13 protein-coding genes are annotated in these 19,682 nt (G+C 74.5%); 5 read left to right on the top strand and 8 right to left on the bottom strand.

Going from position 1 to position 19,682, the window contains the following annotated elements:
* Positions 1 to 47: 47 nt before the first annotated feature.
* The 5 genes from ACFVVX_RS25200 to ACFVVX_RS25180 are packed head-to-tail and all read left to right on the top strand — an operon-like array spanning position 48 to position 10,372.
* Positions 48 to 872 (top strand): hypothetical protein, encoded by an 825-nt coding sequence (locus tag ACFVVX_RS25200; protein WP_387948880.1) that lies wholly within the window; start codon positions 48 to 50, stop codon positions 870 to 872.
* On the top strand, positions 869 to 3,739 hold the full coding sequence (locus ACFVVX_RS25195; RefSeq protein ID WP_387948879.1) for an aldehyde dehydrogenase family protein: 2,871 nt from the start codon (positions 869 to 871) through the stop codon (positions 3,737 to 3,739). Before ACFVVX_RS25200 ends, ACFVVX_RS25195 begins: the two co-directional genes overlap by 4 nt.
* On the top strand, positions 3,739 to 5,502 hold the full coding sequence (locus ACFVVX_RS25190; protein WP_387948878.1) for a thiamine pyrophosphate-binding protein: 1,764 nt from the start codon (positions 3,739 to 3,741) through the stop codon (positions 5,500 to 5,502). Before ACFVVX_RS25195 ends, ACFVVX_RS25190 begins: the two co-directional genes overlap by 1 nt.
* A gap of 14 nt (positions 5,503 to 5,516) precedes the next feature.
* The gene (locus ACFVVX_RS25185) at positions 5,517 to 10,127 is read left to right on the top strand and encodes an amino acid adenylation domain-containing protein (protein ID WP_387948877.1); all 4,611 of its coding nucleotides are present in this window, start codon (positions 5,517 to 5,519) and stop codon (positions 10,125 to 10,127) included.
* Complete coding sequence (locus ACFVVX_RS25180; protein ID WP_387948876.1) at positions 10,124 to 10,372, top strand: acyl carrier protein; 249 nt, start codon at positions 10,124 to 10,126, stop codon at positions 10,370 to 10,372. The genes ACFVVX_RS25185 and ACFVVX_RS25180 overlap by 4 nt, the downstream gene beginning before the upstream one ends.
* Before the next feature lie 76 nt (positions 10,373 to 10,448).
* Here the strand turns inward: ACFVVX_RS25180 and ACFVVX_RS25175 are convergent, their stop codons facing one another.
* From ACFVVX_RS25175 to ACFVVX_RS25140, 8 genes are all read right to left on the bottom strand, one after another.
* On the bottom strand, positions 10,449 to 10,841 hold the full coding sequence (locus tag ACFVVX_RS25175) for a RidA family protein (RefSeq protein ID WP_387948875.1): 393 nt from the start codon (positions 10,839 to 10,841) through the stop codon (positions 10,449 to 10,451).
* Positions 10,841 to 11,707 carry an NAD(P)-dependent oxidoreductase gene (locus ACFVVX_RS25170; protein ID WP_387948874.1) on the bottom strand — a complete coding sequence of 289 codons (867 nt, stop codon included), beginning with the start codon at positions 11,705 to 11,707 and terminating at the stop codon, positions 10,841 to 10,843. The genes ACFVVX_RS25175 and ACFVVX_RS25170 overlap by 1 nt, the downstream gene beginning before the upstream one ends.
* Positions 11,708 to 11,880: 173 nt before the next feature.
* On the bottom strand, positions 11,881 to 13,089 hold the full coding sequence (locus tag ACFVVX_RS25165) for an MFS transporter (protein WP_387948873.1): 1,209 nt from the start codon (positions 13,087 to 13,089) through the stop codon (positions 11,881 to 11,883).
* A 115-nt stretch (positions 13,090 to 13,204) separates the two neighbouring features.
* Positions 13,205 to 14,689, bottom strand: coding sequence for a GMC family oxidoreductase N-terminal domain-containing protein (locus tag ACFVVX_RS25160; protein ID WP_387948872.1), 1,485 nt, complete (start codon positions 14,687 to 14,689; stop codon positions 13,205 to 13,207).
* Positions 14,686 to 15,144: a hypothetical protein gene (locus ACFVVX_RS25155; protein ID WP_387948871.1), complete on the bottom strand. Its 459-nt coding sequence runs from the start codon at positions 15,142 to 15,144 to the stop codon at positions 14,686 to 14,688. The genes ACFVVX_RS25160 and ACFVVX_RS25155 overlap by 4 nt, the downstream gene beginning before the upstream one ends.
* A complete protein-coding gene (locus tag ACFVVX_RS25150) occupies positions 15,144 to 16,562 on the bottom strand; it encodes an aspartate aminotransferase family protein (protein ID WP_387948870.1) in 1,419 nt (472 codons plus the stop codon). The genes ACFVVX_RS25155 and ACFVVX_RS25150 overlap by 1 nt, the downstream gene beginning before the upstream one ends.
* Positions 16,555 to 18,033: an NAD(P)/FAD-dependent oxidoreductase gene (locus ACFVVX_RS25145; RefSeq protein WP_387948869.1), complete on the bottom strand. Its 1,479-nt coding sequence runs from the start codon at positions 18,031 to 18,033 to the stop codon at positions 16,555 to 16,557. The genes ACFVVX_RS25150 and ACFVVX_RS25145 overlap by 8 nt, the downstream gene beginning before the upstream one ends.
* Positions 18,030 to 18,962 carry a glycosyltransferase family 2 protein gene (locus ACFVVX_RS25140; RefSeq protein ID WP_387948868.1) on the bottom strand — a complete coding sequence of 311 codons (933 nt, stop codon included), beginning with the start codon at positions 18,960 to 18,962 and terminating at the stop codon, positions 18,030 to 18,032. Before ACFVVX_RS25140 ends, ACFVVX_RS25145 begins: the two co-directional genes overlap by 4 nt.
* Between the last annotated feature and the right edge of the window lie 720 nt (positions 18,963 to 19,682).

Genomic DNA, 19,682 nt, shown 5'->3' with positions numbered 1-19,682 from the left:
GACTCACCGACGACCCACCGACCCGGCATCAGATCCGAGGAGCAACAGTGGTCCTGAACGGGATCTTCGACGACAAGTTCCACGCGGCCGTCGAGCCGCTGCGGGTGGCAGGGGCGGGCACCGAGGCCGCCGGCCCGTGGCTGGCCGCGCTGGTCGGCCTGGTCCGGCCGCGCAACGTGCTGGAGGTCGGCATGGGCTACACCACGCCGTACCTCGCCGCCGCACTGGCCTCCGCCGCCGAGCAGACCCGCGTGGAGTCCGCCGCACTGGCCGCCAAGAGCCGCCGGGCCCTGGCCGGCGACGGCCTCGGCGACGACTGGCTGTTCGCCGAACCGCCGCTCGCCGCACCCGACTTCCACCTGGACGGCTACCAGCCGCGGATGGTCGCCGTCGACAACCTCTCCATCGAGGGCTCGTCGGCCGGCCGGGTCACCGAGGTGCTCCGGCAGCTCGGCCTCGACCACCTGGTGACGGTCGCCAACTGCGACCTCACCGAGGCGGACGACCACCTGCCCGCGGACTTCACCCCGATCGACCTGGCCTGGGTGGACGCCTACGAGTGCCTGTACTTCTTCGACCACTACTGGGAGCGGATCAACCCCGACGGCGGCCTGCTCGCCATGCACTACCTGATGACCTACCCCGAGGGGGAGGCGGTGCTGCGCTACTTCCGCGGCTACCAGCAGGCCCACCCGGGGGAGTTGGAGATCGTGAACCTGCTGGAACCGCACAAGCTCATGCAGAACAGCGTGACCCTGCTGCGCCGCACCACCGGCGCCGGCGGCCGCGAGCGGCTGGGCAAGGCGGGCCACGTCCGGTACTCCGAGGCGCTCACCGACGACGCACGCACCCACGCAGGGACAGGCGAATGATGGCGACCCAGGACGGCGGCGGCTCCGGCCGGCTGATCGGCACGACCTTCTCGCACGGGCGCGACGAGGTGGCGCGGCTGGCGCTGCGCACCGCCGCCCGGCTCCGGGCCCGGGGCGTCCGCTCCGGCGACCGGGTGATGCTCAAGGCGGAGAACAGCGTCGAGACGGTGGCCGCGTTCCTCGCGCTGCTGCACCTGGACACCTCCGTCAGCCTGCTGGACAACCAGCTCACCGCCGCCGACGTCGAGCGCGGCGCCCGGCTGACCGGCGCCCGCTGGCTGCTCGGCCAGCGCGAGGAGAGCGCCGGCGAGCAGGTGGTCTGCATGCGGCTGGCGGACCTCGTCCAGGGCGCGCCCGACGGGCCCCCGGCCGACGGCGCCCCGACCGGCAGCGAACCGAACGGCAGTGAACCGAACGGCAGTGAACCGGCCGACGAGCGGCTCGACTTCGAGGCCTGGTCACGCCGGGCGGACGCGCTGATCACCTGGTCCTCCGGCTCCACCGGCGACCCGAAGGCGGTGGTGCGCCGCGGCCGGGCCCTGTTCGACAACCTGGCGGCCACCGCCGACCGGATGGACTACCGCAGTGACGACGTCCTGCTGCCGCTGCTGCCGTTCACCCACTTCTACGGCCTCACCCTGCTGATGCTCTGGTGGCGCCTCGGCTGCTCGCTGGCGCTCACCACGGCCGGGCGGCTGGACCGCGCGCTGCACCTGGCCCGCGAGGCCGGGGTGACCGTCGTCGACGCCACACCCGCCACCTACCACAGCATCCTGCGGGTCACCGGGCGCCACCCGGAGCTGGGCGAGGGCCTGGCCGGGGTGCGGATGTGGTGCGTCGGCGGCGCACCGCTGTCCGAGACGCTCGCCGACGACTTCCTGGCCGCCTTCGGGCTGCCCCTGCTGGACGGTTACGGCAGCAGCGAGGCCGGCAACATCGCGCTGGCCCCGCCCGGCGGCGCGGTCGGCTGCGGCCGCCCGCTGGACGGCGTGCAGGTCAGCGTGGTCGACCCGGACGGCGCCGCCGTCCCGGCCGGCGGCATCGGACGCATCCTGGTGCGCACCCCCGCCCTGATGGAGGGCTACCTGCTCGCCGACGGCACCGTCGCCGGCGCCGAGGAGCCGTTCTACGCCACCGGCGACCTCGGCTACCTCGACGCCGCCGGACACCTCTTCGTGGTGGGCCGGGCCAACGCCGTGCACCGCTTCGGGCACACGCTCTACCCGAGCGCCATCGAGGCCCGCGCGCAGGCCTGCGGCGCCCCGGTGAAGGTGCTCGCCTTCGAGGACGCCCGGCGCGGCGCCCAGCTGGTCTTCGTGGTGGCCGACCCGGACGGCGGCACGCCCCGGAGGTGGCAGGAGGCGATCAACGCCCTGCTGCCCGGGTACGAGCAGCCCAACCGGGTGCTGGTGGTCGACGAGTTCCCGCTGAAGTCCACCGGCAAGCCCGACCTCGCGGGGCTGCGCCAGTTCGCGCTGGCCCGGCTGGCCGAGGAGCCCACCGCCAAGCCCGCCGACCAGCCCGCGACCGGCCCGGCCGAGCAGCCCACGGCCGAGCAGGCTGAACAGGCCGTGCAGGCGGAGCAGGTTGAACAGGCCGTGCAGGCCGTGCAGGCCGTGCCCGCCGACCAGCAGGCCGGCGCCGTCGCGGTGCCCGCCGCCGCCCCGGACGGCGACGGCATACCGTTCCCCGAGCGGGTGGCGGCGCTGCGGCGCACGGTGGACTTCCTGCGCGGCCGGCCGGACGCCGTCCTCCAGACGCTCACCTCGATGGCCACCTACCGCTCCGTGGAGCTCGAACTGGAGGCGGCCCTCGCCACCCTGGACGGCGCCCTGGCGGAGATCACCGGCAACCGCCCCCAGGCGGTCGAGCGGATGGCCGTCTTCATGCCGTCCAACGTGCTGCTCTACTCCTACGTGATGTACGCCCTGGTGCCCTCGCTGTACGTCCGTGACATCACCCTGCGCCCGTCCAGCAAGGTCGCCGCACAGACCCGGCAGCTGCACGAGCTGCTGGCCCCCGTGCACGGCCTGCCGATCGAGCTGAGCGACCTCTCCCAGCGCAAGTTCGTCGAGGGGCCGTGCGCCCTCGCCGGGCTGCTGGTGTTCACCGGCACCTACGCCAACGCCGAGCGGGTACGGGCCGCCCTGAGCCGGGAGCAGGTGTTCGTCTTCTTCGGCCAGGGGGTCAACCCCTTCGTGCTCGGCCCCGACGCCGACGTCGAGCTGGCCGTCGAGGACGCGATCCGGATCCGGCTGCACAACTCCGGCCAGGACTGCTTCGCCCCCGACGTGCTGCTGGTGCCCCGCGAGCTGCGGGACGCCTTCGTGGCCGGCCTGTGCAAGCGCCTGTCGGAACTGCGGTTCGGCGAGAACGCCGACCCGGACGCCGACTACGGCCCGCTGTACTACCAGGACGCCCTGGCCGACTCCGTCGAGTACCTCCAGCGCAACCGGCACGCCATCGTCCACGGCGGCACCGCGGACTTCCGCACCGGCCGGCTGGACCCGACGGTCTTCGTCCGCGACCTGGCGGACGGCCCCGCGATCAGCGAGTTCTTCTCCCCGATGTTCAACGTCGTCGGCTACGCCGACCGCGAGACGCTGCGCCGAGAGCTCGGCTCGCCGTTCATGAGCGAGCGCGCGATGGGGGCGATGGCCTACGGCCTGGACGAGGAGCTGCGGGAGCTGCTGGCGGGCCGGCACTCGGTGGCGGTCGACCGCACCCTGCTGGACATCGACGACGGGAACCGGCCGTTCGGCGGCCGCGGCATGATGGCGAACTACGTCAGCTTCAACGGGACTCGCACCGCCGAGCCGCTGCTGCTGTCGAAGGTCGTCTCCGACTACTTCGGGCGAGGCGAGTGATGACACAGCAGGACCTGACCCACCAGCCGACGCAGGCCGGACAGCCCGACCAGGGCGCGCAGCAGGCCTCCCACCGGACGCCCTGGCACGCGGTCGCCGACTGGCTGCGCTTCCACGACCGGCGGACCGTCTTCGGACTGCCCGGCGACGACCTCGGCCTGCTGGAGGCGCTGGAGGACGCCGACACCCGGCTGGTGCTCTGCCGCGACCAGCGCAACGCGGTGTTCATGACCACCGGGTACGCGCTGGCCTCCGGCGGCTTCGGGGTCTGCGTCGTCGGCAAGGGCCCGGCGCTCACCAACACCCTCACCGGCCTGCTGGAGGCCCGCACCGGCGGCGTGCCGCTGGTCCTGATCGCCGGCGGCACCGGCGCCGACCGGCGCGGCGCCGGTGCCTTCCAGGAGCTCGACCAGCTCGCCGTGGTCCAGCCGCTGGTGAGCTGGGCGCACCGGGTGGACGACCCGGCCCGGCTGCCGGCCGCGCTCGACAAGGCCGCCGCGCTCGCCGCGGCCGGCGTGCCCGGGCCGGTCTACCTGGAGATCCCGGACCACCTGCTGGAGCAGGCCGTGCCGCACGACCGCCCGTGGGCCGCGGTGCCGGTCCGGCTGCCGAGCGCCGCCCTCGCCGACGACGCCGGGTACGCCGTCCTGGCGGCCGCCCGGCGGCCCGTCCTGCTGGTCGGCGGCGGACTGCGCGGCCGCAACGAGGACCGCGTCCTGGAACGGCTGGCCGACCGCACCGGCGCCGCGGTCTTCGCCACCGCCTCGGGACGCGGCGCCTTCGACGAGCACCACCCCGCCTTCGCCGGACTGGCCGGCCTCTACACCCCGCAGGCCGCCCGCGAGCTGTGGCAGACCGCGGACGCGGTGATCGCCCTCGGCTCCCGGCTGGAGGAGACCGCCACCTACCCGCTCGGCTTCGCCCCGGCCGGCGTCCCCGTCGTCCAGGTCAACACCGACCCGGCGGGACTCTCCCACGAGTTCGCCGGGCCCCGGCTGGTCGGCGACGCGGCCAGTACGGCGGCCGGCTGGCTGGCCCGGCTGGAGCAGGCCGGCGCCGCCCCCGACGAGGACCGGCGGGCCGCCATCGACACCGCCCGCGAGCGGGTCAGGGCGGCCGCCGGGACCAGGCTCGCCGCCGCGGCCGCCGCAGGCCGAATCACCGTGGCGCAGGTCCTGGCCGAGCTGGACGAGGCCGTCGGCCCGGACCGCATCCTCGTGCAGGAGAACGGGCTGCAGGACATGTGGTCCTACTTCCACCCGTACTGGGTCTGCGGCCCCACCGCCGGCTCCATCGTGCCCTCCGAGCAGACCAGCCTCGGCTTCGGCGCCTCGGCCGCGGGCGGCGCCGCCCTCGCCGCGCCCGGCCGCACGGTGGTCGCACTGGTCGGCGACGGCGCCTTCGCCATGGTCGCCAACGACCTGCGCACCCTCGCCCGGGAGGGCGCCCCGGTGATCTACGTGGTGCTGCGCAACGGCGGGTACGGCTGGCTCCAGCGCCAGCTCGACGAACGCGGCACCCCGAGCCGGTTCCGCTTCACGCACGACGCCGAGCGCCTGCACGTGCCCGACCTCGACGGGGTCCACCACCTGCCGGTCGGGCCGGATGCCCCGGTCGCCGAGCTGCGCGAGGCGCTGCGGCAGGCGGTGGCGGTACACGGCAAGGGCGGGATCGCGGTGCTGGAGGTCGCCGTGGACCTCGGCGACGTCTCGGACGAGATCGTCGAGCTGTCCCACGAGTCGGCCCCGGCCATCTCCTACTAGGCCGGAGGACCACCGTGAGCCTGTCCCACGACCACACCCCGCCGGACCACCCGGCCGACGACCCCTTCGGGCCGGTCCGCCACGGCCTGCGCAGCGCGCCGCTGTCCGCCGCCCAGGAACGGCTCTGGTTCATCGACGCCGCCGCCCACGGCTCGGTGACCTACAACGTGCCGCTGCTGATGCGCTGGCACGAGCCGGTGGACGTCCCGGCGCTGCGCACCGCGCTGGCCGCCGTCGTCACCCGGCACGAGGTGCTGCGGACCACCTACCGGGTGGCCGACGGCCGCCCCGTCCAGGAGGTGCGGGACCAGGGGCCCGTCGAGCTCGCCGTCGTCGACCTGTCCGGCGAGCCGGAGCCGCTGCGCCGGCTCGACGAACAGGCCGCCGCGGCGGCCCGGCAGCCCTTCGACCTGGCCGAGCGGCCCCCGATCGCCTGCACCGTCTGGCAGGGCCTGCCCGGCGGCGACGCGGTGCTGCTCACCATCCACCACATCGCCGTCGACGGCTGGTCGCTCGGCGTGCTCTTCGAGGACCTGGCCGCCGGCTACGAGGCCGCGCTCGCCGGGCACCACCCCGAGCTCGCCGAACTGCCCATCCAGTACACGGACTTCGCGATCTGGGACGGCCAGGAGCTGGCCGGCGAGGAGGCCCGTGAACTCCTCGCCGAGCGGGCCGGGCAGCTGTCCGCCGTCCCCTCCGGGCTCGCCCTGGCCGGCCGGGCCCCGGCCACCCCGAGGGAGGGGGACCGCCCGGGCGCCGAGCACGTCTTCGACCTGCCGGCCGAGCTCTGGGCCGGGGTCGGCGACCTCGCCCGCGACCTGCGGGTCACCCCGTTCGTGGTGGTGTTCGCCGCGTTCCAGGCGGTCGTCCAGCGCTGGTCCGGCCGGGACGCCTTCCTGCTCGGCGTGGTCGCCGCCGACCGGCCCGAGCAGTCGCTGGAGGACCTGGTCGGCTTCTTCGTCAACACCGTCCCGCAGCGCTGCACGGTGAACCCCGAGGACTCCTTCGCCGAGCTCTGCGCGGCGGTGCGCACCGAGGCCTTCGACAGCCTCGGCTACCAGCGCATCCCGTTCGACCGGCTCACCGCGGCCCTGCCCGACACCCCGCGCGGCGCCCTGGTGAACATCGGCTTCGCCCTGCAGAACTACCCCGTGCCCCGCTACTCCCGGCCGCCGCGCTGGGAGCGGGCGGAGCTCCTGCCCACCGGCGCCGCCAAGTTCGACCTGCTGTTCATCCTCGACGAGACGCCCACCGGGGTCACCGGCACCATCGAGTACGACACCGACTGCTACCCGCCCGCGCTGGCCGACCGGCTGGCCGAGGCCTTCCGGGCGCTGCTCTCGGCGGCCGTCGCGGCGCCCCAGCAGGCCCTCGCCCGGCTGCCCGTCACCGAGCGGGCGCCCGGCGAACTGCCCGCCTGCGTCGTCCCCGGCGAGCAGCGCGACCTGGTGGGCCGCCACCTCGGCGGCGTCGACCCGGCGCACGCGACGGTGCTGGACGCCATCGCGGCCCGCATCGCCGCCGCCGACCCGGCCGCCCCGGCGGTCACCTGCGACGGGGTGGACCTCGGCTGGGGCGAGCTGGACGCCTGGTCCTGGGCCGTCGCGGCCGGCCTGCGCGACCTCGGCATCGGCCCCGGCGACCACGTGCCCGTCGTCGCCACCCGCGGCGGCGCCCTGGTGGCCGGCTGGCTCGGCGTCCTGCGCAGCGGCGCCGCCTACGCCCCGATCGGGCTGGACACCCCGTCCGACCGCCTGGCGCACATCATCGAGCGGCTCGACGCCAAGGCCGTCGTGGTGGACGCCGCCGGCGCCGCACTGACCGGCTCCCCCGGCCCCGCGCTGCTCCCCCTGGAGCCGCTGCGCGGCACGAGCGCACCGGCCGTCCCCCCGCGACTGAGCGGACGGGACCCGGCGATGGTCATCCACACCTCCGGCAGCACCGGCCGGCCCAAGGGCGTCCTGGTCTCCCACCAGGGCCTGCTGAACACCGTCCTGTGGTGGATCGAGGACGAGGGCCTCGGCCCGGACGGCCGGCTGCTCTGCACCTGCTCCACCTCCTTCGACGTCGCCAACTTCGACGTGATCCGCTCGCTGGCGGCCGGCTCGCTGCTGGTCCTCGCCGACGACCGGCAGCGGCGCGACCCGGGCGCCCTCGCCGAACTGGTCCGCGGACCGCTCGGGATCACCTCCACCTCGATGACGCCGAGCATGGCGCGGGCCGCCCTCGACGCCGACGGCGGCGGCGGGCCGACCACGCTGCGCACCGCCTACCTCGCCGGCGAGGCCGTCACCCGGCAGCTCGCCGCGGCCTGCGCGGGCCGGTGGGGCGCCGAGGTCCGCAACGCCTACGGACCCACCGAGGCGTCCTGCCTGAGCACCTGCGGCACGGTGGACCCCGCCGACGAGCGGCCGCCGATCGGCGTCCCGCTGCCCAACACCCGCGCCTACCTCCTCGGCCCGCACCGCGAGGAGCTGCCCGTCGGCGTGCCCGGCGAGCTGTACGTGGCCGGTGTCGGCCTCGCGCTCGGCTACCTGGGCCGGCCCGACCTCACCGAACAGGCCTTCCTGCCCGACCCGTTCGGCACCGGCCCGGACGACCGGATGTACCGCACCGGCGACCGGGTCGTGCTGCGGCCGGACGGCCGGCTCGACTACGTCGGCCGGGTCGACGACCAGGTGAAGATCCTCGGCAACCGGATCGAGCCGGGGGAGGTCCGCCGTCTGCTGGAGGAGCACCCCCGGGTCCGGGCGGCCGCGGTCCTGGCGGTCGGCGAGCCCAAGCGGCTGGTCGGCTACCTGGAGCTGCACGAGGGCGGTGAACCGCCCACCCGGGACGAGGTGGTGGCCCCGCTGCGGCGCTGGCTGCCCCCCGCGGTGCTGCCCGCCGAGGTGTACGCGGTGGCCAAGCTGCCGTTCACCCAGAACGACAAGCTGAACACGGCGGCGCTCACCACGCTGCCCGCCGTGCTGCTGCCGGAGGGGCGGGCCGCCCGTGCGGACCTCGGCCCGGACGAGCGGCGGGCCGCCCGGCTGATCGCCGGGATCCTCTCCGAGGCGACCGGCCGGGTGTTCGCGCCGGACACCGGCTTCGCGCCGGACACCGACTTCTTCGGTCTCGGCGGGCACTCGCTGCTGGCGGTACGGCTGCTCGCGGAGGCCGAGCGGGAGGCCGGCGCGCCGGTCGCGCTGCGGGACTTCCTGGCCGACCCGACGGTCGCCGGACTGGGCCGGCTGCTGGCCGGCGCCGACCGGGCGGACCGGGCCGCCGGTCCGGCGTCCGGGGCGGCATCGTCCGCGTCCGAGCAGGGCGCGGTGGAGCAGGGCGCGGTGGAGGGGGGCGTGGCCACCTCCGTCCAGCAGCGGCTCTGGTTCATCGACCGGCTGCCGGGTGTCCGCAGCGCCTACCTGCTGCCCACCGTCCTGGAGTTGACCGGTCCGGTGGACGCCGCGGCGCTGGCCGCGGCGCTGGCGGCGGAGCTCGGCCGCCACCCGGCCCTGCGCACCCGGTTCACCCTCGACCGCAAGCTGCGGAAGGTGGTCCGCTCCACGGCGGGCTCCCCGCCGGAGGTCACCGTCACCGACGCGGCCCACTGGTCGCCCGAGGCGCTGGCCGAGCACATCGGCGAGGTCTGCTGGACGCCCTTCGACCTGGCCGTCGAGGCACCCGCCCGGGCCGAGGTGATCACGGCCGGCGAGCGGACGGTCGTGGTGTTCACGGCCCACCACATCGTGCTGGACGGCTGGTCGCTGGGCCTGCTGCTGGAGCGGTTCGGGCAGGAGTACCGGCGGCCGGGGGAGGCCGTGGTGGCCGCCGCCGGCGGGCCGGCCGGCTCCGAGCGGTCCGGGGTAGCCGGGGCGGACGGGGCGTCCCCCGACTCCCTCGCCGCGATGGTCGCCCAGCTGACGGGCGCGCCGACCGACGCGGTCCTGCCGCACGACCGGCCGCGCGGGGCCGCCCAGGGCTCCCGCGCGGGCCAGCGCGGCGTCCGGCTCCCGGCGGAGACGACCGGACGGCTGCGGGCCCTCGCCGCCGAGACCGGCGCGACCACGTTCATGCTCACCGCCGCCGTGCTCGCCACCGCACTGGCCCGCGGCGGCGGACAGCGAGACTTCCTGTTCGCCTTCCCCTGGGCGGGCCGTGAGGCGGGCGACGCCGAGACCGTCGGGATGTTCGTCAACACCCTCGTCCTGCGGGTGGACCTGCGCGACGAGCCCGGCGGGCGGGAGCTGCTCGGTCGGATCAAGGCCGCCGCGACGGTCTGCTACCGCAACGCCGACGTGCCCTTCGACGAGCTGGTGTCGGCCCTGCACCCGGACCGCGACCTCAGCCGCCCGGCGCTGACCCCCGTCTACCTGGCGGCCTCCGACGCCCCGACCCGGCCGGGGGACTTCGGTCCCGGGGTGTCGGCCCGGCTGCTGCCGCTGGAACCGCTGCACAGCAAGTACGAGCTCGAACTCACCGCCACCGACCACGCGGCGGACCTCGAGTTCACGCTCACCTACCAGGAGCACCTGTTCGACGCCGCCACCGCCGAGCGCCTGCTGGACGCGGTGGTGGCCGCCGCCACCGACCTGGCGGCCGGCCCGGACGCCGCCCGCCTGCACCGAGGAGAATCACGATGACCAAGAACGACGTGCTCACGGCCCTGGCCGAGGCCTTCCACGAGGTCGGCAACGTCGACGCCGCCGCCGTCCGGCCCGAGGCGTCCCTCTTCACCGACCTCAACATCGACTCGATGGTGATCGCCGAGGCGCTGATCCTGCTGGAGCAGCGGTTCGGCCTGGAGGTGGGCGACGAGTTCGCCGACGGCCTCTCCACCGTGGACGACCTGGCCGAGCACGTCCTGGCCAACAGCGCCCGCGTCTGACGCCGCCCGCCCGAATTGGCCCGGGCCCCCCACCGGAAGGCGGGAGGCCCGGGCCGTCGCGCGTCTGCGAAGAGCTCTAGACGATCGCCAGCGCCTCGACCTCGATCAGGAAGTCCTCCCGGACGAGGGCGGACACCTGGACGGTCGCGCTCGCCGGCGGCCGGCTCAGGTCGAGGAACTCGTCACTGCCGGCGTAGACCTCGGGAAGCCGGCTGAGGTCGGTGACGTAGCAGGTGATCTTGAGGACGTTGTCGAAGGTCGCGCCCTCCGCCGCCAGCGCCGAGCGGAGGTTGGTGAAGACCTGCCGGGTCTGCGCCTCCATGTCGCCCGGGCCGACCAGCTCGCCCTTCTCGTCCAGCGCGACCTGGCCCGCCGTCACCACGATTCGGCCGGTGCCGGAGACGACGTGGCTGTACCCGTTCGCGGTCTTGAGGCCGGGGACCTCCTGGTGGTGGCGCAGCTCGGTCATCAGATCCCCCTGCTCTGCAGAATGTGGGTAACCGCCGCGGACATGTTGAGCGCGCCGTGGCCGGCCCGCTCCGCCCCGGCGAACCAGTCGGACACTGCGGCGAGCACCGGCAGCGGCGTGCCCGCGGCGCGGGCGGCGTCGTCGACCAGGGCGGCGTCCTTGGCCGCCAGCGCGAGCGAGAAACTGGGCCGGTGCTCGCCCGCCTCGATCACCGGCCGCCAGCCGTCGGACAGTTCGCCGAGGTAGGTCCGCGACAGCACGTCGAAGGTGGTGTCGCGGGAGAGCCCCAGGCCGCCGCCCAGCGCCAGCGACTCGCCGAGCAGCGAGGCCATCGCGATCAGTGCGGAGTTCGCGACCAGCTTGGCCGCCGTCCCGGCGCCGACCCCGCCGACGTGGTGGACCTCGCCGAACACCGACAGCAGCGCCGACAGTTGCTCCACCGTCTCGCCGTCACCGCCGGTCAGTACGGTGAGCGTGCCGCTCTCGACCTGCGGGATGCTGCCCATGACCGGCGCGTCGAGCAGCGCCACCCCCGCCGGGAGCAGCGCCGCCAGACGGGCGGTGGCCTCGGGCGACACGGTGGACATCTGCACGACCGTCCGGCCGGGCACACAGCCGCTCAGCACACCGTCGGGCCCCTCGGTGGCCTCGGCCAGCGCGGCCGGGTCGGAGACCATCACGATCGTGACGTCGGCCTCCCGGGCCGCCTGCGCCGGGGTGGCCACGGCCTTCGCACCGGCCTCGACCAGCGGCGCGGCGCGGTCGGCGGAGCGGTTCCAGACGAAGGTCGGGTAGCCGGCGTCCACTAAGCGGCGCGCCATCCGGCTTCCCATGACTCCGAGGCCGACAACTGAAACGGTGAGCATCCTGCGATGCCTCCTCGCGGTACTGGGGACCCCGGTCCGCCGTTCGGTCCGTTACGGAGAGTCCGATCCTCACGCTAGCAGAGTCAACTTGACCAGGTGGTAAGGGAAATGATTGCCCGTGAAACGACCTGCCGGACCGCGGTCCGGCAGGGCCCGCCCCCGCGGCGCGGGACTCACCCCCGTGGCGCCCCGGGAACGGCCCGGGTGGCGCGGGTCAGCCACCAGGTCGCCGCCAGACACACGGCGGCGAGCACGAAGAGCACCGCGGGCACCATCCGCACCTCGAAGAGTTCGATGGCCCGGCCCAGCACCGGGCCGGCCGCCACCCCGCCCACCATCGAGGCGGCGATGACCAGCGCGCCGGCCCGCTGCGCCGCGGGCACGGCGCGCTTGAGCCAGGGCAGCCCGGTGGGGAAGATCGGCGCGATGAACAGGCCGACGCCGGCATAGGCGTAGGGGGCCGCACCGGGCAGCACCGCCGCCAGCAGGCAGACCGACATGCCCGCGCAACTGACCGCGATGATGGCCGGCTCCGACCAGCGCAGCGTCAGCGGTGCCACCAGGAAGCGGCCCAGGGTGAGCATCAGCCAGTAGACCGAGGTCGCCGAGGCGGCCAGCGCCGTCCCGTAGCCCACGGCCTCCAGGTGGGTCGGCTCCCAGCCGCCGACACCCGCCTCCACGCCGACGTGCAGGACGTACAGCAGCACGAACACGCCGAGCAGCGAGGCGGTCCGGGCCGACACACCGGCGGCCGGAGCGGTGGCGGAGGCCGGCTGCGGCCCGCCGTCGGGGGTGCGGTCGCGGACGCCGCCGAGCGGGATCAGCAGCAGGGCGGCGAGGACGGCGAAGACGACGAACACGGCCGGGTAGCGGTCGGCGCCCAGCGCGCCGATGAGGGCCGGGCCGATGATCGCACCGATGCCGAAGTGGGCGTTGAGGATGTTCAGCATGGCGGGACTGCGCCTGCCGAAACCGGTGGCGAAGAGCTGGTTCAGCCCGTAGTCGATCCCGCCGAAGCCGAGGCCGGTGACCAGGGCGCCGAGGAGGGCGAGCGGCCAGTTCGGGGCCAGCGCGAAGGCGATGCCTCCGACGGCCATCAAGGCGTAGGAGACGCCGAGCAGGGCCCGGTTGCCGATCCGCCCGTACGCCCGGTCGAAGGCGAGGACGCCGGTGACGCCGCCGATGAAGTGGGCGCTCAGGGCGAGTCCGGCGCCGGAGGGGGACAGCCCGAACTCCTCCCGCAGGGCCGGGAGGGCCGGCCCGTACAGCGACTGCAGTGCGCCGATCAGGATGAAGCCGACGCAGGAGGCGACGATCGCCGGCGTGCTGAACCAGCGGTCGGCGCTCCCGGCCTTCGCCGACCGGGCGGACAGGGTGTGCATAGGGCTCTCCGGGTGAGGTGGGTGAGGTGGGTGGGGATGGGACGGGGACGGGCAGGGGGAGGGGAGGGGCCGCCTCGACTGGTGGCCTCGACGGCGAGGCGGCCCCGGCGGGCCGTCAGGTGTTCAGGAACCTGGCGGCGATCTCGTGGGCGAAGGCCATGATCGTGCCCTGCGGACTGATCCCGGTGACGCCGGGGAGCACGCTGGCATCGCTGACGTGGAGGTTGCGGAAGCCGTGCGGGCGGCCGCGTTCGTCGCACACGCCGCCGCGCTCCGGCCGGCCCATCCGGCAGGACGCCATCCCGTGGACGGAGACCAGCTCCCAGTCCGCGGGGCGGACGCCCGCGCAGAACGACTCGACGTCGGCCGCCGTGCGCAGCGGGCCCGCTGCGGCGACCGGCGGGACGAGTTCGACGGCCCCGGAGGCCAGCAGCAGCCGCGCGGTGTCGCGGAAGGCCGTGCGGAGCGCGGTGTGGTCCTCCGCGGTCATGCCGTGCCGCAGCAGGGTCCCGCCGAGCGGCAGCGCGGTGACCCGGGCCCGGCCGCGCAGCCGCACCTGGGTGGTGTAGACGGCGGACCGGTCGAGCTGCCCGAGGATCCCCTCGACCACCTGCGGGGGGTGGCCGGCGAGCGCGGCGGCGAGGCTCCCGGGGGTCAGGTTGGACGGCATGATGAGGATGCCGCGATCGGTGAACTCGTTGACCTGGGCGGTGAAGATGGTCCCGTTCGCGGCCGCGACGGGGTCGGCGAACCGGGCGACGGTCCGGAGGTTGACGTGCAGGCCCAGCTCGCGGCCGGACCGCTCCGGGTGGATCCCGCTGCGCTGCAGCAGCGCGGGGGTGCCGATCGGTCCGGCCGCGACGAACACCGTCCGGGCCCGGTGGAGCGTGCGCCGGCCCTGCTCGTCCACGGTGAGGACGCCCTGGACGTCGCGCCCGTCGTGCCGGATCCGCAGCGCCCTGGCCCCGGGGATGATCCGGGCACCGAGGCGTTCGGCCTGCGGGAGGTAGGTGAGGGCCGTGCTCTGCTTGGCCCCGCTCGTGCAGCCCGTGGTGCAGCGGTTGCGCCGCTGGCACCCGTGCAGGGCCCGCTCGGGGTACTGCCAGCGCCACCCGAGGCGGTCGGCTCCGGCGGCGAGGAGGACGGAGTCGCGGTCCCCTCCGTCGGGCGCCTGCGGGCCGACCCGCAGGCGCCCGGTGATCCGCTGCAGGTGAGGGGCGAGGTCCGCGGCCCGGTAGCCGTCGATGCCGTGGACGGCGGCCCACCGGCTCAGCAGGGCGGCCGAGGGCTGCCACAGCAGGCCGCCGTTGACGACGGTCGTCCCGCCGACGCAGCGGCCCTCGCCGTAGGCGATGGTGGGTCGCCCGAAGATCGGGGTCAGGCCGCCCTGGCGGTAGAGCCGGCGCATGTTCTCGGCCGGTGTCGCGGCGCCGAGTTCGTCGGTGGTGACCCGCGGGCCCTCCTCGATCACGTGGACCAGGTGCCCGGCCGCGGCGAGGTCCAGGGCGACGGCGCTGCCGCCGGCGCCGGAGCCGATGACCAGCACGTCGCAGTCGCGGTCCGGCGTGGCGCGGCGGGCGCGCGGCCGGAGCGCCGTCATCGGACGGCCGCCTGCGGGGAGGGGCCGTCCAGGGCGCCGTACAGGGCGAGCGCGGTGCTCGCCCGGAGCACCTGGGCCACTCCCGGGAGCCGGGAGAGGCGGGCCATCGCGAGCCGGTCGACGGCGGCGGGGGCCCGGTGCAGGCTGTGCCCGCCCGCGCAGCGGAACAGCGCGGGCATCGCGCGCAGGACGGCGCAGTAGCCGAGGCGGTACGGCAGCGGCAGGGTGGCGATGGTGCCCTGGATGTGGCGTTCGGCGGCGTCGGCCGCACCGGCGGTCCGCAGCGAGGCGTAGTGGCGCTGCCAGTAGGCCGGCAGGCCGCTGGCGCGCACGGCGCCGGAGCGGGCGGGGACCGCCGGGTGGACCTGGGTGGGGGCCGTCGGGTGGACCCTGGTAGGGGCCGTCGGGTGGGTCCGGGTGGGGAGCGTCAGGTGGATCAGCCGCAGCAGTCGCATCAGCTGCTCACCTTCTCCTTGACGAAGCCCGCCAGCAGCCGCCCGGCACCCTGGTCGAGGACCTCGTCCAGGGCGGTCAGGAAGAGGTCGACGTCCTTGGTGCCGGCCACCAGGGGCGGCGAGGCGATCAGGGCGATCTCCCGGTTGGACCCGAAGAAGGTCAGCACGCCGTGATCCCGGTAGAGGGCGGCGACCACCGCGGCGGTGAGCAGCTTGGGCACCGCCTGCGGGTCCTTCGCGAAGCCCCCGGGCAGGGCCGACCTGATCCGGTCGGGGATCCTCGGCCCGCTGCGCAGGAACAGTCCGTGCAGGGCGCCGCGGCCCCGGGTGCCGGCCACCAGGCGGGGGTGACGCGCGGCCAGGTCGGCCAGTCCGGCGCCCAGCCGCTCCCCGAGCTCCCGGGCCCGGCCGGGGAAGTCCTCGTCCACGGCGACGGCCACGGCCTCCAGCGCGGTGGCGGTCTCCTCGCCGAAGCCGTAGTAGGTGGTGCTGTGGAGGGTGGCGTCGGCGAGGTTGTCGTACGCCCGGCGGAAGACCGCCTCGCGGGCGGTGTACGCGGAGATCGAGGCCTTGCCGCCGCCGAAGGACTTGGACATGGCGAGGACGTCGGGGACGAGGTCCGGGTGGCGCATGAAGTGGAACAGCTCCCCGGTCTTGCCCCAGCCGGTGTAGACCTCGTCGAAGATCAGCACGATGTCGAGCTCGGTGCAGATCCGGCGGAGCTCGTACAGGAACCGCGCCGAGCACTCGCGCAGGCTGGAGGCGCTGAAGGGCTCCAGGACCACCGCGTAGACGTCGCTGGTGCCGTCGGATCCGCGGTGGCGCTCCAGCGCGGCGGTCAGCGAGTCCAGGTCGCCGTAACCGAAGGAGTCGGTGCCGGGGATCTCCGGAAAGGGGAAGTGGATCTCGGGCGAGGCGGTCAGGCTGCCGGCCCCGAGGAGCTTCCCGTGGAAGGCGATGTCGCTGTGCAGGATCGTCCCGCGGTGCCCCGCGTGGTACTTGTAGGCCAGCTTGACCGCCCCTTCCACCGCCTCCGCACCGGAGTTGGGGAAGTAGCTCACGTTCAGGTCGCCCGGGAGCAGGGCGGCGAGGTTGTGGCTGAGGGCCGCGACGTACGGGGAGAAGAAGTTCTTGTGCACCTCCATCCGCTGCTCGCGCTGGAAGCGTTCGCGGACGGCGAGGATCCGCGGGTGGTTGTGGCCGTGGTTCAGCACCCCGACGCCGCCGGTGAAGTCCAGGATCCTCCGGCCGTCGCGGAGTTGGATCCAGGCGCCCTCGGCGTGGTCCACCGTGTCCCGTCCGAAGCCGAAGGACCCGATCAGGTCCACCTGGCTGCGGCTGACGTGTGCGCGGTAGAGCTCGTGGATCCGGGTGATCTCCAGGCCCTGGCAGTCGTCGAAGGTGATCAGCTCACTCATGGTCCACCCCGTTCTCGCCGTCTCGGGTCAGGGATCCCGCGCGGTCCAGCTGCTCGGCCATCAGCCGGGCCGCCTGGCGGCCGCCGCGCACCGCGTAGTTGGTGCCGCGGTCCTCGGGGAACACCTGGGCCATCCCGGCGAGGTACACGCCGGGGATCCGGCTCTGCAGCGGCGGCATGGTGCGGGTGTAGCCGGGGGTGACGACCGGCTGGGCGTACTCGGCGCGCCAGACGTGGTAGCGGTCGACCCAGCCGCGGTCGAAGCCGGGGAACATCCGCCGCAGGTGCGGCAGGCTGAACTCAAAGACCTGCTCGTCGGTCATCCGGTACAGCTCGGCGTCCGCCGGCAGGTACTTGGAGAGGTAGACGATGTGGTGTCCGCCGTAGCGGGCCGGGTCGTCGAGGTTGGTGTGCTCGATGACGCCGACGTACGGGAAGGACGGGTCGTTGACGTTCAGCCAGTAGGTGTCGGAGAGCCTGCGGTTGTTCTCCAGCACCAGGCAGACGTTGGCCAGGTAGCGCACCTGGCGGAGCTGGCGGGTCAGCGCCGGGACCGCGGGGTGGGAGGCCTCGGGGCGGTCGAGGAGGCGCGCGGCCTGCTCGGGGGCGGTGGTCACCAGCACCTGGCGGGCCGGGTGCAGCCGCCCGCCGGCCGACACCGCCGTGAGGCCGTACTCGTCGGCGTGCAGCGCCTCGGTGGTGGTGCCGGTGCGCACGTCCACCCCGAGCTCGGCCAGCCGCCGTGCGAGCGCCGTCAGTAGGGTCCTGCTGCCGCCGCGCAGGTAGTACAGCGTCTCGCTGCCGGACTTGGTGCGGCTGCCGCCGCGCAGGTGCAGCTTGGTCCACATCCAGGTCGCGCCGACCTGCCCGGCGTAGTCGCCGAACTTGCCCTCCAGCAGCGGCCGCCAGACGACGTCGTAGACGCGGCGTCCGCCGAGCGAGACGAGCCACTCCTCGGCCGTGCGGTGCTCCAGCTCCCGCCAGTTCCGCACCCGCCCGGCGCGCAGGGCCAGCAGGCCGAGCCGGACGCGGTCGGTGAACGCCAGCGGGGCGAAGCGCAGGACGTCGATCGGCTTGGAGAGCTTGAAGATCGTGTTGGCGTAGTACATGCCGGTCCGGGTGAGGTGCGGCTCCACCGAGTCGGCGATGCCCAACTCCTCGCACAGCCGCAGGATGTCGGTGTCGGAGGAGAACCAGTGGTGGTAGAAGCGCTCCAGGTCCTGCCCGCCCACGGTGAACGAGGCCGCCAGGCCGCCGATTTCGTCCTCGGCCTCCAGGACGCGGACGCCGACACCCTTCTCGGCGAGCTCCAGGGCGGCGGACAGGCCGGTGAAGCCGCCGCCCACCACCACCACGTCGACCGGCTTCTCGACCGCTCCGGCGGTGCCGGCCGGTTCGGTCGCCTCGGCGTTCGCGGCTGCCTTGGTGGAACTGTGCTGACCGTCCGTCAGGTGCTCGGGTGCGGCGGTCATCGGGCCACCCCTGCGGCGATCGTCGGCTGCGGCGCGGAGGCCGTGCGGGAGCGCTGGATGCGCTCCCCGACGACGAAGGGTGGTCGGTCCTGCGCATGGCGCAGGGTGGCGTTGACGTACTCCCCGAGCACCCCGATCGCGAGGGTCTGGACGCCGAGGGAGTAGGCCCAGCGGGTGGTCCCGAAGTCCCGTCGGGCCAGCCCGACGACCGTGGCGGCGGCCGCGGAGACCAGGCCGGCGGCGGCCGTCGCCCGGATCGGGAGAGCCGATCCGGAGATGATTCCGCAGCGGGAGAGTTCGAGCATCTTGCGGAGCGTGTACTTCGAGGTGCCGGCGGCGCGCGGGTCGCGGCGGTACGGCACCGCGGTCTCCGGGAGGCCGGCCCAGCTGATCGTGCCGCGCAGGAAGAGCTCCTGGCCGCCGAGCTCGCCGAGCAGGTCGACCACCGACCGGTCCAGCAGCCGGAAGTCGCCCGTGTCCAGGGCCACCGGGTGGTCGGACATGCTGTTCAGCAGCCGGTAGTAGGCGAAGGCCGTGGCCCGCTTGAGGGCGCCCTCCCCCTTGCGCTCGGTCCGGCGGGCCGAGACCACCGACCAGCCCTCCCGCCACCGGCTGACCAGGTCCGGGATGAGTTCGGGCGGATCCTGAAGGTCGGCGTCGATGAGCACGACGGCGTCGCCGGTCGCGTCCCGGAGTCCGGCGAGGCAGGCGGCCTGGTGGCCGAAGTTGCGACTCAGCCTGGCGGCTCGGACGTGTTCCGATCCGGCCGCGAACTCTCTGATGAGGGACCACGTGTCGTCGGTACTGCCGTCGTCCACGTAGAGGACCTCGTACGTCACCCCGCGACCCGCCCGCAGGGCGCGGACGAGCCGTGCGTGGGTCTCGCGCAGGACCGACTCCTCGTTGAAGCACGGCACGACGACGGTCACGAGCGACGACGCCGATGTCCGTGGGACCGGTTGGATGGTAGGCATGCGACATCCCCCTGTTTGAACCTGTTGGAATGTGCTCATGGGCTGGGTGGCGCTGCTCAGGTTGGATGGCTGGCCGGAGTGCGCGCTAACAGGCGCTGGGGCGGCAACAGCCGATTCCCTGCCGGGAGATGGTGAGATTCCTTGCTCCGCTGGGCCAGGGAGGGAACTGAAGGGGTGTATTCGATCACCACAAGATTAAACAGAAAACGACGGGAACGTACAGGGGGATTCTTCGATCACCCCGAGCTGTCCGGCGGAGGATCGGCGGGAACCGGCCACCGCCCGCCGGCGCGTTCCCCCGCCCGGCGCGGCAGCGCGCCGCGGGCCCCGGGCCCACCCGAACTTCGCCCGATCCGACGTCAGGCCCCGTGTGGCGCAACGGCCGAGGTCGCCTCCCGGCCGGCCCGGGAAGGGCGGCGCCGCGCCCCGGACGCTCCGCGATCAGTCCGAAAGCCGCCTGTGCCCTCGGGCGGCTACCGGCCGAACCGGGCCGGGGCTGGCCGAAAACCCCCGCCCGGATCGGGCGGCGGGGGAGTGTTGGAATCTGCGGAGGGGGCGTCTTCGTCGGCCTGTCGGCCTGTCGGTCCGGGGTGGGGATTGCCGGCCGGGGCGCCACCTCGCGCGGGCGGGCCGGTGTCGCCCGCCCGTGCGAGGTCCGGCCGCGGGTCATCGGCA

This window comes from Kitasatospora sp. NPDC058170 (genome assembly GCF_042883905.1).
In the GTDB taxonomy this organism is placed as follows: Bacteria; Actinomycetota; Actinomycetes; order Streptomycetales; family Streptomycetaceae; genus Kitasatospora.
Note: the sequence above shows the minus strand (reverse complement) of the source record. Positions and strands in the feature narration are given on the sequence as shown.

What these genes read in the sequence shown, in the direction of transcription:
- ACFVVX_RS25145 (WP_387948869.1), bottom strand. Translation starts at nt 18,033, where the DNA reads ATGACCGCCGCACCCGAGCACCTGACGGACGGTCAGCACAGTTCCACC.
- ACFVVX_RS25195 (WP_387948879.1), top strand. Translation starts at nt 869, where the DNA reads ATGATGGCGACCCAGGACGGCGGCGGCTCCGGCCGGCTGATCGGCACG.
- ACFVVX_RS25155 (WP_387948871.1), bottom strand. Translation starts at nt 15,144, where the DNA reads ATGCGACTGCTGCGGCTGATCCACCTGACGCTCCCCACCCGGACCCAC.
- ACFVVX_RS25175 (WP_387948875.1), bottom strand. Translation starts at nt 10,841, where the DNA reads ATGACCGAGCTGCGCCACCACCAGGAGGTCCCCGGCCTCAAGACCGCG.
- ACFVVX_RS25180 (WP_387948876.1), top strand. Translation starts at nt 10,124, where the DNA reads ATGACCAAGAACGACGTGCTCACGGCCCTGGCCGAGGCCTTCCACGAG.
- ACFVVX_RS25190 (WP_387948878.1), top strand. Translation starts at nt 3,739, where the DNA reads ATGACACAGCAGGACCTGACCCACCAGCCGACGCAGGCCGGACAGCCC.
- ACFVVX_RS25165 (WP_387948873.1), bottom strand. Translation starts at nt 13,089, where the DNA reads ATGCACACCCTGTCCGCCCGGTCGGCGAAGGCCGGGAGCGCCGACCGC.
- ACFVVX_RS25170 (WP_387948874.1), bottom strand. Translation starts at nt 11,707, where the DNA reads ATGCTCACCGTTTCAGTTGTCGGCCTCGGAGTCATGGGAAGCCGGATG.
- ACFVVX_RS25160 (WP_387948872.1), bottom strand. Translation starts at nt 14,689, where the DNA reads ATGACGGCGCTCCGGCCGCGCGCCCGCCGCGCCACGCCGGACCGCGAC.
- ACFVVX_RS25150 (WP_387948870.1), bottom strand. Translation starts at nt 16,562, where the DNA reads ATGAGTGAGCTGATCACCTTCGACGACTGCCAGGGCCTGGAGATCACC.